This is a genomic window from Cellulosimicrobium cellulans, from assembly GCF_024124905.1.
Classification (GTDB): Bacteria; Actinomycetota; Actinomycetes; order Actinomycetales; family Cellulomonadaceae; genus Cellulosimicrobium; species Cellulosimicrobium cellulans_G.
The window spans coordinates 185379-200433 of the sequence record NZ_JAMXST010000004.1; the positions used below are offsets into that span (position 1 = coordinate 185379).

Consider the following 15055-nt stretch of genomic DNA (forward strand, 5'->3'; position numbering starts at 1 on the left):
GAGACGAGAGACGGCGGGGTGGCGGCCGGGAGAGTTGACTGACCGACCGACCGATCAATAAGGTCTCCGCGGGGGGCAGCAGCCTCACCTCACGATGACGAGAGGAGAGACATGTCAGTCATGACGAGCGACGTCCGGCGCGGCGCGCACGAGATCGAGCACACGAGGGCGCGTCGCCCGAGGCAGGGCCGCGTCCGCAGGGCGCTCATCGGCGCGACGCTGAGCCTCGGGCTCGTCGCGGCCGGTGCGACCGCCGCGTACGCGACGCGGGTCTCGGCCGGCGGCGGGACCTGGGACTACGGCGTCACGAGCCTCGCCGCGAGTTACAACTGGTCGGACTACTACCACTCGTCGCGCGTGCACGGATCGAGCGTGACGGGTGACTCGGGCCTCGTGCGCTCGCTGTGCCGTGGCGGCGGGAGCTGGTCGACCGCCAGCGCGTGGGACAGCAACCCGTTCCGCATCGACAAGGCGTACTGGCGCCACTGCTGAGCGCTGCGGCGAACGGCCCCGGTCCCGGTCGCGCACGCGTCGGGGCCGGGGCCGGACGGCTGACCGAGCACGGTACGAGCTGAGGAGCGCATGGGGTGAGGAGTCGAGGGATCCGGCTCGCGTACGCGATCCTGGCGGTGTACGCGTCGCTCGCGGCGTTCCTGTTCCTGCGCGCGATGGACGACCTGGGGCCGCTCGGTGCCACCGACATCCTCGTCGTGAGCGGGGAGGCGCCGACGTCGTCGAGCGCCCACGTGGTCGAGACGATCGAGCAGGTCGCCGCGCAGCGGCGCGTGAACGTCGTGCGCTTCGTCGAGGACCTGCACGACCCGGCCCGGTCCCGGCACCTGTATCTCACGGTCGGCAACCCCGGGCTCGCCTCGGGCTCGTGGCTCGAGGACGGGTACCCGGCGTTCAGCCAGGACGTGCGCACGGCCGTGCACCCCCTGGCGGAGCGTGCGGACGTGGACCCGCGCGGGCACTACTTCACGTTCGGCGACCACGCCGCGACGCCGTTCCTCGCGGAGGCTCTGCGCGAGCAGGGGTACGTCGTCGAGACCCGGACCTACTACGCGCCCCCGCAGATCCTCGGGTGGCTCGTGACGCAGCCGCTGGCGCTCAGCGCGCTCGTCGCCGCGCTGCTCGTGGTCGTGGTCGTGGCCACGAGCGTGCTGACGAACGTCCGCGGCTACGCGGTCCAGCGGCTGCACGGCGTGCCGCCGGCCCTGATCCTCGGCCGCGACCTGAGCCGGTCGTTCCCGGCGCTGGCCGTCACGCTCGTCACCGTCGCGCTCGTGGACGCCGGGCTGCTCGCCCTGTACAACGGCGGGGCGCAGTGGCGTACGTTTGCCGCCGCGGCGGGAGTCCTGACCGCCGCCTTCGTGCTCCTCGCGCTCGTCACGCACGCGCTCGCGCTCGCGCTCGCGGGCGAGCGGCCCGTCCTCGAGGCGCTCAAGGGCAGGCTGCCGGCGCTCGCGACAGGCGTCGCGGTGTACCTCGTCCGCGTCCCCGCCCTCGTCGTCACGATCGCGGCCGTCGTCGCGTCGAGCGTCGCCGCGGTCCAGCTCGCCGGGCAGGTCGAGGCGAGCGAACGCTGGGCGACCGCGGGGGACGGGGTCCACGTCCTCTTCTCGCCGAACCTCTCCCAGGAGGAGTTCGACGCGCTCGCCGTCCCCGCGGGCGAGTGGTTGCTGGCGGCGGAGGGCGACGGCGACGTCGTCCTCGCGGGTCAGGGCGAGGTCTCCTGGGGGCGGGGGCTGCCGGGGCGGCACGACTCCCTTCTGGTCAACAACGCCTACCTCGCGCAGCAGGACGTGCGTGACGCCGACGGCGAACGGGTCGTCGAGCTTCCCGAGGACGTGGTGACGGTCCTGGTCCCGAGCCGCTACGAGGACGCGACCGCCTCGATCGTCGACGACGTGCGGTCCTGGCTCGACGGGTTCTCGCGGGGCGCCCAGGACGTGGAGGTCCGCACCCGTGTGCTCGCGCCGGGACAGGAGCTGTTCACGTACGGGGCCGCCACCCGTCCGAACGAGCCGGCCCTGCTGCGCGACGCCCTCGGGGTCGTCGTGAACGGTGGGTCCGGGGTCTTCGTGCCCGACGACCTCACCTCGCTGGGGACGAGACGGGGGCTCGTCCTCACCGACGCCGCGACGGCGCGTGACGGGCTGGCCTCGGTGGGTGCGCAGGAGATCGCGATGGCGTACCAGCCGGTCGCGCTCGCCGCGGCGCAGGAGCACGCGGCGCTCGTGAACGACACCCGCCTCCAGGTGTTCAACGCCGTCGCCGCGCTCGCGGTGCTGCTCGGCACCTCCGTCGCGGTCGCGCAGGTCTCGACGCGCAAGAACGCCCAGTCGATCTTCGCCCGGCACATCAGCGGGTGGGGCTTCGTCCGCACGCACCGCGGCCTGCTGGGGGCCGAGCTCGCGCTGGCGCTGGCCGTCGTGACGTGGTCGGTGTGGACCACGGTGGCGGGGCTCACCGCGACCGTCCGCCCCGGGGCGGACCCGACGACCTCGCAGGCGCTCGTCGTCCTCGGCCACTGGCAGCCGGTGCTCCTCGCCGCCGTCGTCGCGGTGAGCCTGGCCGCGCTCGTCGGCGCGCTCGCGGTCCTCGGCCGCCGTCTCGTCCGCACCCGATCCTCGGAGGCCTGACCATGACCGGACCGACGACCCTCGTGGTCGACGAGCTCAGCAAGGCCTTCGGCCGCCGCACCCTGTGGGAGGGCCTCTCGTTCACCGTGGAGCCCGGGAGCATGGTGGCGCTCACGGGCCGCAGCGGGTCGGGCAAGTCGACGCTCCTCAACTGCATCGGTCTGCTCGAGCCCGTGACCGCGGGACGGATCGTCGTGGACGGCACCGACCTGACCAGGCTCGGGCGCCGTCGTACCCGGCACTTCCGCCGGGACGCGCTGGGGTACCTCTTCCAGAACTACGCACTGGTCGACAACGCGTCCGTCGACGAGAACCTCGCCATCGCCGCCCGCGGACGCAGGGCGAGCCGGCGGGCGACGTTCGAGGCTGCGCTCGAGCAGGTCGGGCTGGCCGGCCGCGGCGGGGAGCCGGTGTACCAGCTCAGCGGCGGGGAGCAGCAGCGGGTCGCGCTCGCACGGCTGGTCGTCAAGGACCCGTCCGTCGTGCTCGCCGACGAGCCCACCGGCGCCCTCGACCACGACAACGCCGAGATGGTCGTGTCGTCGCTCCGGTCGTTCGCCGAGGGCGGCGCGACCGTCGTCATCGCGACCCACTCCGAGCAGGTGGCCTCGGCGTGCGACCGTCGCATCGACCTCGACGGGATCCGCGCGGGCGGGTTGACGACCTCGATCGGCGCGTGACGCGCGCGGCCACGTCATCTCGTACCCTGACGCAGGGGGAGCGATCCAGGACGACGTGAAGAGGTGCCGTGCCCCCGACGACCCGCAGCGAGCAGAAGGCGGCGACCCGCCGGAGGATCCTCGAGGTCGCCGCGGCGCACTTCGCCGCGAAGGGCTACGCCGCGACGTCGTTGAACGACCTCTCCGCGGCGCTCGGCCTCACCAAGGGCACGATCTTCTTCCACTTCAGCTCCAAGGCGGAGCTCGCCCGCGCGATCTCCGAGGACGTCGTCGAGCAGTGGGTCCCGCTGCGCGCGGCGCACGAGGAACGAGGGACCCGGGGCCTGGCCGCGCTCGTCGACGCGTCGCGCCAGGTAGCGACCGTCTACCGGGAGAGCGCCGTGTTCCGCGCGGCCTCCCGGCTGCGGCTCGAGGCCGAGAACATCGACGCGGACCTCCCCGTCCCGTTCGTCGGCTGGATCGACCTGGCGCGGACGTACCTCGCCCAGGCGGCCGCCGACGGCGAGCTCGTCGAGGGCGTCGACGTCGACGAGGCCGCGTGGCACGTCGTCGCCTGGTTCGACGGGGTGCAGACGGTGTCGACCCACCTCACGCACCTGGACGACCTCACGGACCGGGTCGACGGCATGTGGCGGATCCTCCTGCGCGCCGTCGCACGCGACCCGGAGGGTGTGCTCGGCGCGCGGGAGGACTGAGCGTCGCGTGACGTGGCGGGTGGGAGGTCGCGGTGCGACAGTGGACGGACCCGCCGACGACGAGCACGGAGGTCTCCCGTGAGCGACCAGGAGTCGACACCGTCCGGTCTGCCGGAGCGCCCGATCGGGTACTGGCTCAAGCTCGTCGACCGGCTCATCGACGAGAGCTTCGACGACGTGTTCCAGCACTCGGGGCTCACGCGCCGGCACTGGCAGGTGCTCAACACCATCCGGGACGGCGTGAGCGAGGAGACGAGCGTCGACGGCGTCCTCTCGCCCTTCACGGGGGCGGCGCCCGGGCCCGGGCACGGGGCGAGCGCCGTGACGGCGGAGATCGACGACCTCGTCCGCCGCGGCTGGGTCGCGCGCGACGGCTCGGGCAGCCTGTCCGTGACCGTCGCGGGCAACCACGCGTACCACGACCTGCTCGACGCGGTGTCGGTCTCGCGCGAGCGGGTCGCTGACGGCATCAGCCGCGCGGAGTACGCGCAGACGGTCGCGACGCTCGAGCGCATGGCGCGCAACCTCGGCTGGGACGGCTGAGCCGCTCCCCCGAGGAGCCGGCGCGCGCCGTCGCGACGAGACGGGACGCGCGGCGTCCGGGAGCAGGCGTACCCTGCGAGACCCGCGACCCGCGCGCACCCCGCGCCCGGGAGCGCCGCACAGAGCTGGAGCACTGCGATGGAGTTCCGCCGGATCCCCGGTCTGCCGCCCTACGTCTTCACCATCATCGACGGGCTCAAGATCGAGGCACGCCGAGCGGGCCGCGACGTCGTCGACCTCGGCTTCGGCAACCCGGACCTGCCCAGCCCGCAGGTCGCCGTCGACAAGCTCGCCGAGGCCGCGCAGAACTCGCGCAACCACCGCTACTCCGCGTCGCGCGGCATCCCCAAGCTCCGCGAGGCCGTCGCGGGCCTGTACCAGCGCCGGTTCGGCGTGAGCCTCGACCCGGACACCGAGATCATCTCGACCATCGGTGCCAAGGAGGGCTTCAGCCACCTCATGTGGGTGCTGCTGCAGCCGGGCGACGTCGCGCTCGTCCCCACCCCGAGCTATCCCATCCACATCTGGGGCCCCTACTTCGCGGGCGCCGACGCGCGCCAGGTCCCCATCGGCGACGGGACCGACGCCGCGGGCTACATCGACCGCATCATCGAGGCGTGGGAGCTCGGCTGGCCCAAGCCGCGCGTCGTCGTGCTGTCGTTCCCGCACAACCCGACGACGACGGTGGCGACCAAGGAGGACCTCCAGCGCCTCGTCGACTGGGCGCGGGACAAGGACGTCGTGCTCGTGCACGACCTCGCGTACGCCGACATGACGTTCGACGGGTTCGAGCCGCCGTCGATCATGGAGTGCGAGGGCGCGCGCGAGGTCGCGGTCGAGCTGTACTCCATGACGAAGTCGTTCTCCATGGCGGGCTGGCGCGTCGCGTTCCTCGTGGGCCGCCGCGACGTCGTCGGGGCGCTCGCGAAGCTCAAGAGCTACCTCGACTACGGCACGTTCCAGCCCATCCAGATCGCCGCGACCGTCACGCTCAACGAGGCGACGGAGTTCCCGCAGGAGATCTCGTCCGTCTACGCGTCGCGGCGCGACGCGCTCTACGACGGCCTGCAGCGCATCGGCTGGGACATCCACAAGCCCGGCGGGACGATGTTCGCGTGGGCCCGCATCCCCGAGCCGTACCGCGACATGGGCTCGATCGAGTTCGCGACGCACCTCGTCGAGGAGTGCGACGTCGCGGTGTCCCCGGGCGTCGGGTTCGGCCCCGGCGGCGACGAGTTCGTGCGGTTCGCGCTCATCGAGAACGAGCACCGCATCGGTCAGGCGATCCGGGGCCTCAAGCGCGGGCTCACCCGGCTGGCGTAGGCGTCGTCCCCGTCCACACGTCGTCCCCGCGCAGGACGGCGTCGGCGCCGCCGTCGTCGTAGATCGTCTGCCCGGTGACGTGGGTGTTCACCGGGTCGGTGAGCCACAGCAGCAGGCTCGCGACCGACTCGGGGGACTGGTGCCCGTGCAGGGGCATCGGGACGGCGGCGTCGACCATCGCGGCGGACTCCGGGGTCGCGAGCAGCGCGGTCGTCATGGGCGTGAGCACCGTCCCCGGGGCGACGGCGTTGAGCGGGATCCCGCGGCCCGCCCACGCGGGGGTGACGCTCTCGCGCCGCACCCACCGCGAGAGCGCCCGCTTGGACGACGGGTAGCTGAGGTAGCCGACCTCGGGCCCCTCGTCCGCGAGCGCCGCGGCGACGCGCAGCGCCGTGTCCTCGTCGTCCGCGAGGCACGCCGCGACGAGCTCGTCGGACACCGGCTGCAGGGTCGCCATCGACGACACGACGGCGGCGCGCGGCGCGTCCGACCGTTCGAGCGCCGGGAGCAGCGCGGTGAGGAGCCGTGCGACGCCGAAGAAGTTCACCGCGACGGTCTTCGGCACCGGGGCGGCGATGCCCGCGCACGCGATCACGGCGTCGACGCGCCCGTCGGCGAGCGTCATGACGCGGTCGGCGGCCTGCGCCCGGCCGTCGGGGACGCTCAGGTCGGCCTCGACCTCGGCGTCGCGCAGGTCGACACCGATCACCCGGTCTCCCCGGTCGCGCAGCAGCGCGGCGGTGGACGCCCCGACCCCCGACGCCGAACCCGTGACCACGTACGTCCGCGACATGCGTACCGACCTCCTCGCCGGCTCCTCCGGGCCTCGGGGGAGCTCCCGGTACCAGCGTGCCTCGCCGCGGGCGGGCGTGCGGCCGCCGAAGGGCCGCGCAGGCGGGCCGGAGGTCCCGAGCCCGGGCACGCTGACGATGCCCCCGTCCAGGCGCGGAGGTGCTTGCCGAGCAGGCGCACCACGAGCAGGTGCAGGAGAGTGGTCGGCACGGTGGGGAGCGCGACCGCGCCGAGCCCGGCTCGTGCGGCGGCGCGCGCGGCGCGCGACGATGGGCGCATGCCTGCCGACCGGTCGTCCGTGCCCCGGGCGTGGCCCGCGGTCGTGGTGGGGGCCGCCGTCGTGCTGTTGGCGGCGTGCACGCCCGACGACGGTCCGGAACCCGCACCGGGTCCGTCGGTCACGACGGCCGCACCGGGTCCGTCGGTCACGACCGCCCCCGAGACCGGCGGCGTCGAGACGACCGCGCCGGTGCCCGCGCCCGCCCTCGTCGTCGTGCCCGAGGTGCGCGTGGACGTGACCGAGGTGGCGGCCGGGCTCTCCGCGCCGTGGGGGCTCGCGGCGCTCGCGGACGGGACGCTGCTCGTCTCCCTGCGCGACGAGCGCGGCCTGGTCGTCGTCGACCCGGCGACGGGCGCCGTCGAGCCCGTCACGGGCCCGGGGGCGGACGACCTGCGCGACGGCACGGTCGCGACGGGCGAGGCGGGCGTGCTCGGGGTCGCGGTCGGGCCCGAGGGCGGTGCGGCCCCGGGTGAGGTGTTCGTCTACCGGACCGCCGACGGCGGCAACGAGGTGCTGCGGGGGACGCTCGCCGGTCGCGAGCTGTCGAGCCTCACCCCGGTCCTGCAGGGTGTCCCGGCGGCGTCGACGCACGACGGCGGCCGGCTCGCGTTCGGGCCGGACGGCTTCCTGTACGTGACGACGGGGGACGCGCAGCAGCGCGGCGCGGCGCAGGTCGCGGGTGCGCTCAACGGCAAGATCCTGCGCCTGACGGTGGACGGCGCGCCCGCGCCGGGGAACCCGGACCCGGCCTCGCCGGTGTGGAGCCTGGGGCACCGCAACGTCCAGGGGATCGCGTGGGACGTGACGGGCCGCATGCTCGCGTCGGAGTTCGGCCAGGACACGTTCGACGAGCTCAACGTCGTCGTGCCGGGCGGGAACTACGGCTGGCCGGAGGTCGAGGGAGTGGGCGGCGCGGCGTCGGGGTTCGTGGACCCGGTGGCGACGTGGTCGACGGCGGAGGCCTCGCCGAGCGGGCTGGCCGTGACCCGTGAGGGCGCGTACCTGGCGGGGCTGCGGGGGCAGACGTTGTGGCGCGTGCCGTTCGCGACGCCCGACGGCGGAGGGTCGGCCGACGCGTTCGGCCCGCCCCAGGCCGTGCTCACGGACCGGGGTCGGCTGCGCGCCGTCCTGGTGGACCCCGCGACGCCGCCCGGCGACGACGGGAGCGCCGTGCTGTACGTGCTGACCAACAACACCGACGGACGCGGGGACCCGCGCGACGGCGACGACCGGCTGCTGCGGGTCACGGTGACGCCCGCCGGGTGAGGCCGCCGCGCGTCCGCGGGTTGTCGGGGATCGCCGTCGCGAGATCGGCCCGAGCGTCCGAGATCGACCCTCGGGAGGCCGACCTCGCGACGGCGGGGTCGATCTCGGCGGACGTGCGGGCTGAGCAGGTGGTTTGGAGCGTGATAACGAATCGGTTACGGTCGAGTGTCTCGCGTTGCCGCTCACCGGGGACAGGTGTAAGGGCCGGCCGTGGGACGCGGTCTCCGTCGAGCACCCAGGGTGCCGGGGGTCCGCAGGACGGCCGGATCGGCTGGTCGAACCGGGTGTCGCCCGCGCAGCGGTGCGGAGCGCCCCGGGGCGCGCGTGCGCCGTCGACCCCCGTGCCCGGGACCCCCGACGACTTGGACCAGAGTGCACAACCCCTTCCGCTTCCGCGCGCCCCGCCACCGTGACGTCGAGACCGACGCCCCGGACGTCGCCCCCACCGAGACCGCCCAGACGCCCAGCCGTCGCGCCGCCCGCTCCGCGCGGACCCTGCGCGCGACACGTCGGCGCCGCTGGTCCGTCGTCGGCGCGGCGACCGCCGTCGTGCTCGTCGGCTCGGGCGCCGTCGCCTACGGCGAGGCCAGCAAGACCGTGACGATCGACGTCGACGGCGAGCTGACGACCGTGAGCACGCTCGCCGGCTCGGTCTCGGGCGCGCTCGACGCCGCCGGCGTCGAGGTCGGCGCGCGCGACCAGGTCGCGCCCGACCCCGGGTCGGCCCTCGACGACGGCGACGAGGTCGTGGTGCGCCTCGGCAAGAAGGTCACCGTCCAGACCGACGGTGAGCAGTCCGACGTCTGGCTCACCGCGCTCGACGCGGACGAGGCGCTGCAGACCCTCGCCGAGCGCGGCGGCGACGTGCGCCTCGTCGCGTCCCGGTCCGGCGAGCGCGCGTCGCTCGACCTGCGCCTCGACACCGACGGCCCGGTGAACGTCGTCGCCGACGGCACGACGACGGTCGCCCCGGACGGCAGCATCGGCATCCCCGCCATCCTCGACCAGCAGGGCATCGAGCTCGGTGAGCTCGACCGCGTGAGCGTGCAGCGCGTCGACGCGCCCGAGCCCGGCGCGCCCACGGTCTCGCTCGTCGTCCAGCGCGTCGTCGTCGAGCAGCAGCAGACGACGACGCCCGTCCCGCACGGGACCGTCCAGCAGCCCGACGACTCGAAGTACACCGACGAGTCCGCCGTCGCCCAGGCCGGGGCCGACGGCGTGACCACGACGACGTTCGAGGTCACGCTCGTGGACGGCGTCGAGGAGTCGCGCGAGCAGCTCTCGCAGGAGGTCACGACCGCGCCCGTGGACGAGGTCGTCGTCACCGGCACGCAGGAGCGCCCGAAGGACCCGCGCGCGATCGGGCAGGCGATGGCCGCCGCGCGCGGCTGGACCGGTGCGCAGTGGACGTGCCTGGAGAAGCTCTGGACCAAGGAGTCCAACTGGAACCCGACGGCGGACAACCCGACGTCGAGCGCCTACGGCATCCCGCAGTCCCTGCCCGGCTCGAAGATGGCGAGCAAGGGCGCCGACTGGGCGACCAACCCCGCGACGCAGATCGCGTGGGGCCTGGACTACATCGCCGGCTCGTACGGCTCGCCGTGCGGCGCGTGGTCCCACTCGCAGGCGGTCAACTGGTACTGACGGACGTGCCGAGCCGACCCGGCTCCGCACGGGCCCGCGACCCCCAGGTCGCGGGCCCGTCGTCGTCCCCGGTTCCTCGGCAGGTTCTGCACGTCGCCGCCACCGGGGCGAGCGCCTGGCCCGATACCGTCCGGGCGTGGGGCGACGAGGACGGCGCGCGAGCGACCGGCGGGCGCGCGCGGTGCTCGTGCCCGCGACGGCGCTCCTCCTTCTCGTCGTGTCGGTGGCGGCGATCGGCGGCGTGCTGCTGGGACGCGTGCTCGACCGCTCCGTGCCGGCTGTCGAGGACGGGTGGCGCGCGTGGCGCGGGGTGGACGAGGACGACGAGCGGTACGTCGCCGACCTGGTCGCCGACGCCGGGACGTGGCCCGGGACCGGCGACGTGACCGGTCCGGACCGGATCGGTCGAGGGTTCCTCGAGCCGACGGTCCGGGTCGCCCTGAGCGTGACCGTCGACGAGCAGCCGAGCCGTCCCGACCTCGACGCGCTGAGCGAGCGGATCTGCGGGTCGACGCGCGCGGGGGAGGCGCAGGGGTTCGAGGTCTCCGTCCTGCTGGTGCGCGACGACGCCCTCGTGGACGTCCGTTGCCTCGACCCGGCGGGGGCGCCGCTGGTCGCGGCCGTGCTCGCCGGCGCCTTCGCCACCGCGTCGGGCGACCTCGACCTCCTCGGGGCGAGCGTCTTCGTCCCCGAGCCGCCGGCCGAGCCACGACCCGACCAGCCCGGAGGAGCGAGCGTCCGGATGACGCTCACGCCGACGGGCCACGAGGTCGCGGGTCCCGCGGTGCAACGGTGGGTGCTGCTCGCCCGGGAGGTGGGGTTCTCCACGGTCGACGTCCGGGTGGGCGACGCGTGACCTCGCGCCGACCACGCGTGGTCACGACCCGGACCGCGCCGCGACCGGACGTCCGTCCCGACTAGGATCGGGCACCATGACCCACATCCTCTCGGCCGTGGCGTGGCCGTATGCCAACGGGCCGCGCCACATCGGCCACGTCGCAGGTTTCGGTGTCCCGTCGGACGTCTTCAGCCGGCACATGCGCATGGCGGGTCACGACGTCCTCATGGTCTCGGGCACCGACGAGCACGGCACGCCGATCCTCGTGCAGGCGGACAAGGAGGGCGTGAGCCCGCAGGAGCTCGCGGACCGGTACAACCGCGTCATCGTCGAGGACCTGCACCAGCTCGGGCTGTCGTACGACCTCTTCACGCGCACCACGACGCGCAACCACTACGCCGTCGTGCAGGAGATGTTCCGCACGGTCCACAAGAACGGGTACATGGTCGAGCAGACGACCCTGGGCGCGATCTCGCCGTCCACGGGCCGTACGCTGCCCGACCGCTACATCGAGGGCACGTGCCCCATCTGCGGCTACGACGGCGCGCGCGGCGACCAGTGCGACAACTGCGGCAACCAGCTCGACGCGATCGACCTCATCAACCCGCACAGCCGCATCAACGGCGAGACGCCCAAGTTCGTCGAGTCGAACCACTTCTTCCTGGACCTGCCCGCGTTCGTCGACGCGCTGGGGGACTGGCTGCGCACGCGCACCGCGTGGCGCCCGAACGTCCTGAAGTTCTCGCTCAACCTGCTCGACGACGTGCGCCCGCGCGCCATGACGCGCGACATCGACTGGGGCATCCCGGTCCCGCTGCCCGGGTGGGAGGAGAACTCGAGCAAGCGCCTGTACGTGTGGTTCGACGCGGTGATCGGGTACCTCTCGGCATCGATCGAGTGGGCGCGGCGCAGCGGCGACCCGGACGCGTGGCGCGCGTTCTGGAACGACCCCGAGGCGCGGTCGTACTACTTCATGGGCAAGGACAACATCACGTTCCACTCCCAGATCTGGCCGGCCGAGCTGCTCGGCTACGACGGCCGGGGGAGCAAGGGCGGGGCGCCGGGCCCGTACGGGAACCTCCAGCTCCCGACGGAGGTCGTGTCGAGCGAGTTCCTCAACGTCGAGGGCCAGAAGTTCTCCTCCTCGCGCGGCGTCGTCATCTACGTGCGCGACATGCTCGCCCGCTACCAGCCGGACGCGTTCCGGTACTACGTGGCGTCGGCCGGTCCGGAGACGCAGGACGTCGACTTCACGTGGGCGGACTTCCAGCGCCGCACGAACGACGAGCTCGTGGCCGGCTGGGGCAACCTCGTCAACCGCACGGCGAACCTCGTGCACAAGAACTTCGGCGCGATCCCGGAGCCGGGGCAGCGCCAGCCGATCGACGAGGGCGTCCTCGCGACGACGACGACCGCGTTCGGCCGCGTGGGCGAGCTCATCGCGACGCACCGCCAGCGCGCCGCCGTCGCCGAGGCCATGAAGACGGTCGGCGAGGTGAACAAGTACGTGTCGGACACCGAGCCGTGGAAGCTCAAGACCGACCCGGACCGGCTCGCGACCGTGCTGCACACCGTGACCCAGGCCGTGAGCGACCTCAACACGATCCTGTCGCCGTTCCTGCCCCACTCGGCGCAGCAGGTGCACGAGGCGTTCGGCGGCACGGGCACGTTCGCCGCCCAGCCGCGCATCGACGAGGTGACCGACCTCGACGACGACTCGCGCCACTACCCGGTCATCACGGGCGACTACCGCGCCGAGGGCCTGGCGACGTGGGAGCCGAAGGCCGTCGTGCCGGGCACGCCGGTCGGCAAGCCGACGCCGGTGTTCACCAAGCTCGACGACTCGATCGTCGAGGAGGAGCTCGACCGCCTGCGCGAGACCGCCTGACGGTGGCCAAGCAGCGCGAGCGCGGGTGGCCGCCGGACCCGGAGCCGCTTCCGGTCCCGGTGGTGGACAACCACACCCACCTCGACTCGATCCCTCACGTCCTCCCCGATCCCCGGGGCCCCCGCGAGTCCCCGCAGCGGAGCGAGGACGACTCGTGGGGGTGGGGCGACGTCCCCGCCCCGACCGTCACGGACCACCTGGCCCGGGCGGCGGCCGCGGGGGTGGACCGCGTGGTGCAGGTCGGCTGCGACCTACCGTCGGCCCGCTGGACCGACGCCCTGCTGCGCGGCGACCAGACGGTCTGGGGGGTCGAGCAGGCGGATCCGGCGCGTCCCGGCGCCGGGACGAGCCACGATCACCTGGTCGGCCGTGGGGGGACGGGGGTGGGGCGGGTGCTCGGGGCCGTGGCCATCCATCCGAACGAGGCCGTGCTGCACGGTGGGGTGCGGGAGGTCGGGCCGGACGGGCTCGCGCCCGACCCGCGGCCGCACCACGACGTCCCGCTCGACGACGCCGTCGCCGAGATCGCGGCGATCGCGCGCGCGAACGACCGCGTGCGGGCGATCGGCGAGACGGGGATGGACCTGTTCCGTACCGGACCGCAGGGCGAGGCTGTACAGCGGGAGGCGTTCCGGGCGCACGTCGCGCTCGCGAAGGAGCTCGGCCTCGCGCTCCAGATCCACGACCGCGACGCCCACGCGCAGGTGCTCGACGTCCTCGCGCGCGACGGCGCGCCGGAGCGGACGGTCTTCCACTGCTACTCGGGCGACGCGGCCATGGCCCGGTTCTGCGCGGAGCAGGGCTGGTACCTGTCCTTCGCGGGCCCGGTGACGTTCCGCGCGAACGACGAGCTGCGGGCCGCCCTGCGGGAGGTGCCGCTCGGGCAGGTCCTCGTCGAGACGGACGCGCCCTACCTCACGCCGCACCCGTACCGGGGCCGTCCCAACGCCCCGTACGTGCTGCCGACGACGGTCCGTACCGTCGCCGAGGTGGTGGGGCTCCCGCTCGCGGACGTCTGCGCGCGGCTCGCCGCGACGTCGGTCGCGGTCTACGGGCCCTGGTGAGGCGGGCACGACGGAGGGGGACCCGTCGCCGCGCGGCACCGCCCGTTCCGGGGCGAACCGGAGGTTTCGTCCTGGGTCACGTTTCGGCTACGGTCAGGTCCGTGCGTCGCGCGCCGTGCGCCGACGACGTGCCCCACCTCGCTCTCGGCGCTCGCCGAGGGCCGCTCCCCAGAAGGGACCGCGCGCGTGCTCGCACCTGACGGAACCGGTCGCCGGCGCCTGCAGCGGCTGGCGGCCCGGGGCGTCGTCGTCGCGAGCCTGGTGGTCGTCACCGGTGCGTTCGCCTCGCTCCAGAAGAGCGTCACGCTCGACGTGGACGGCGAGCTGTACGACGTCTCCGCGTACGGGCGGACGGTCGCCGAGGTGCTCGACTACCAGGACGTCACGGTCGGCGCCGAGGACCTCGTCGAGCCGGGCCTGACGGACTCCGCGCACGACGGCGGCACGATCGTCGTCCGGACGAGCCACGACGTGACGATCGAGATCGACGGCCAGGTCCAGACGATCTCCACGACGGCGCGCACCGTCGGGGAGCTCCTCACGTACCTCGGGCCGCGCGCCGAGGGCGCCGTCACCGAGGTCTCGCGCACCCACGCGCTCGGTCGCGACCCGATCCGGGTCTCCACGCTCAAGACCGTCCACGTCGCCGTCGACGGCGCGGTCATGCCCATCACGACGGCGGAGCCCACGGTGCGCGGCGTCCTCGCGACGGCGGGCATCGTGCTGGCCGAGGGCGACAGCACGTCCGCGCCGCTCGACGCGGCCGCGGTCGACGGCATGCTCGTCCTCGTGAGCCGCGCCGCAGCGTCGGCCACGACCGTCACCGAGGTGCTGCCCTTCACCACGGAGGAGGTCGAGGACCCGAACCTGCCGAAGGGGCACCGGGTCGTCGTCCAGTCCGGCCGCGTGGGCGAGGCGACCACGACGTACGCCGTCCAGACCCTCGGCGGTGCCGAGGTGTCGCGCACGGTCCTCACGCGCACGGTCACGACGGAGCCGCGCAACGAGATCATCAAGGTCGGGACGATGGACGTCTCGGTCTCGGTGGACCCCGGCTCGGCGCGGGCGATCGGCCGCTCGCTCGCGGCCCAGCGCGGGTGGGGCGACGACGAGTTCACGTGCCTCGACAAGCTGTGGACCAAGGAGAGCAACTGGCGGGTCGACGCCGACAACCCGAGCTCGAGCGCGTACGGGATCCCGCAGGCGCTGCCCGGGTCCAAGATGTCGAGCGCGGGCGCCGACTGGCGGACCAACCCGGCGACGCAGATCACGTGGGGCCTCGGCTACATCGAGGGCCGCTACGGCACGCCGTGCGCGGCCTGGTCGCACTCGGTGGCCAAGGGCTGGTACTGAGGCCCGTCGCGGCGCCGGTGCGGTGCCGGCGCCGGTAAGGCGCC

The 15055-nt window shown here is 74.0% G+C and carries 13 protein-coding genes; 12 read left to right on the forward strand and 1 reads right to left on the reverse strand.

The annotated features are described in order from the left end of the window. Nucleotides 1–111 precede the first annotated feature (111 nt). From NHH00_RS13080 to NHH00_RS13105, 6 genes are all read left to right on the forward strand, one after another. On the forward strand, nucleotides 112–492 hold the full coding sequence (locus NHH00_RS13080) for a lactococcin 972 family bacteriocin (RefSeq protein ID WP_253052811.1): 381 nt from the start codon (nucleotides 112–114) through the stop codon (nucleotides 490–492). A 95-nt stretch (nucleotides 493–587) separates the two neighbouring features. After that, nucleotides 588–2645 (forward strand): hypothetical protein, encoded by a 2058-nt coding sequence (locus tag NHH00_RS13085; protein WP_253052813.1) that lies wholly within the window; start codon nucleotides 588–590, stop codon nucleotides 2643–2645. Nucleotides 2646–2647: 2 nt separating this feature from the next. Further along, on the forward strand, nucleotides 2648–3325 hold the full coding sequence (locus NHH00_RS13090) for an ATP-binding cassette domain-containing protein (RefSeq protein WP_253052815.1): 678 nt from the start codon (nucleotides 2648–2650) through the stop codon (nucleotides 3323–3325). Between the two features lie 68 nt (nucleotides 3326–3393). Beyond that, nucleotides 3394–4020, forward strand: a complete 627-nt coding sequence (locus NHH00_RS13095; RefSeq protein ID WP_253052817.1) for a ScbR family autoregulator-binding transcription factor — start codon at nucleotides 3394–3396, stop codon at nucleotides 4018–4020. A 78-nt stretch (nucleotides 4021–4098) separates the two neighbouring features. After that, nucleotides 4099–4563: a MarR family winged helix-turn-helix transcriptional regulator gene (locus tag NHH00_RS13100; RefSeq protein ID WP_253052819.1), complete on the forward strand. Its 465-nt coding sequence runs from the start codon at nucleotides 4099–4101 to the stop codon at nucleotides 4561–4563. A 138-nt stretch (nucleotides 4564–4701) separates the two neighbouring features. After that, nucleotides 4702–5886: an aminotransferase class I/II-fold pyridoxal phosphate-dependent enzyme gene (locus tag NHH00_RS13105; RefSeq protein ID WP_047232459.1), complete on the forward strand. Its 1185-nt coding sequence runs from the start codon at nucleotides 4702–4704 to the stop codon at nucleotides 5884–5886. On the opposite strand, the gene NHH00_RS13110 is transcribed toward NHH00_RS13105, so the two are convergent. Continuing rightward, nucleotides 5870–6679, reverse strand: a complete 810-nt coding sequence (locus NHH00_RS13110) for an SDR family oxidoreductase (RefSeq protein ID WP_253052821.1) — start codon at nucleotides 6677–6679, stop codon at nucleotides 5870–5872. The two genes, NHH00_RS13105 and NHH00_RS13110, sit on opposite strands and share 17 nt — an antisense overlap. Before the next feature lie 276 nt (nucleotides 6680–6955). On the opposite strand from NHH00_RS13110, the gene NHH00_RS13115 reads away from it, so the two are divergent. From NHH00_RS13115 to NHH00_RS13140, 6 genes are all read left to right on the forward strand, one after another. Then, nucleotides 6956–8224 (forward strand): PQQ-dependent sugar dehydrogenase, encoded by a 1269-nt coding sequence (locus tag NHH00_RS13115; protein WP_253052823.1) that lies wholly within the window; start codon nucleotides 6956–6958, stop codon nucleotides 8222–8224. A gap of 372 nt (nucleotides 8225–8596) precedes the next feature. Then, a complete protein-coding gene (locus NHH00_RS13120; protein WP_253052825.1) occupies nucleotides 8597–9868 on the forward strand; it encodes a G5 domain-containing protein in 1272 nt (423 codons plus the stop codon). 136 nt (nucleotides 9869–10004) lie between these two features. Next, the gene (locus NHH00_RS13125; protein ID WP_253052827.1) at nucleotides 10005–10724 is read left to right on the forward strand and encodes a hypothetical protein; all 720 of its coding nucleotides are present in this window, start codon (nucleotides 10005–10007) and stop codon (nucleotides 10722–10724) included. 76 nt (nucleotides 10725–10800) lie between these two features. Further along, the gene (metG, locus tag NHH00_RS13130; RefSeq protein WP_253052829.1) at nucleotides 10801–12594 is read left to right on the forward strand and encodes a methionine--tRNA ligase; all 1794 of its coding nucleotides are present in this window, start codon (nucleotides 10801–10803) and stop codon (nucleotides 12592–12594) included. Nucleotides 12595–12596: 2 nt separating this feature from the next. After that, nucleotides 12597–13658 (forward strand): TatD family hydrolase, encoded by a 1062-nt coding sequence (locus NHH00_RS13135; RefSeq protein ID WP_253052831.1) that lies wholly within the window; start codon nucleotides 12597–12599, stop codon nucleotides 13656–13658. 186 nt (nucleotides 13659–13844) lie between these two features. Further along, nucleotides 13845–15011, forward strand: a complete 1167-nt coding sequence (locus NHH00_RS13140) for a ubiquitin-like domain-containing protein (protein WP_253052833.1) — start codon at nucleotides 13845–13847, stop codon at nucleotides 15009–15011. Nucleotides 15012–15055 lie beyond the last annotated feature (44 nt).

Excerpts from the sequence above, each read along its gene's own strand:
- NHH00_RS13080 (WP_253052811.1), top strand. The coding sequence starts at position 112 with ATGTCAGTCATGACGAGCGACGTCCGGCGCGGCGCGCACGAGATCGAG.
- NHH00_RS13090 (WP_253052815.1), top strand. The coding sequence starts at position 2,648 with ATGACCGGACCGACGACCCTCGTGGTCGACGAGCTCAGCAAGGCCTTC.
- NHH00_RS13105 (WP_047232459.1), top strand. The coding sequence starts at position 4,702 with ATGGAGTTCCGCCGGATCCCCGGTCTGCCGCCCTACGTCTTCACCATC.
- NHH00_RS13110 (WP_253052821.1), bottom strand. The coding sequence starts at position 6,679 with ATGTCGCGGACGTACGTGGTCACGGGTTCGGCGTCGGGGGTCGGGGCG.
- NHH00_RS13115 (WP_253052823.1), top strand. The coding sequence starts at position 6,956 with ATGCCTGCCGACCGGTCGTCCGTGCCCCGGGCGTGGCCCGCGGTCGTG.
- metG (WP_253052829.1), top strand. The coding sequence starts at position 10,801 with ATGACCCACATCCTCTCGGCCGTGGCGTGGCCGTATGCCAACGGGCCG.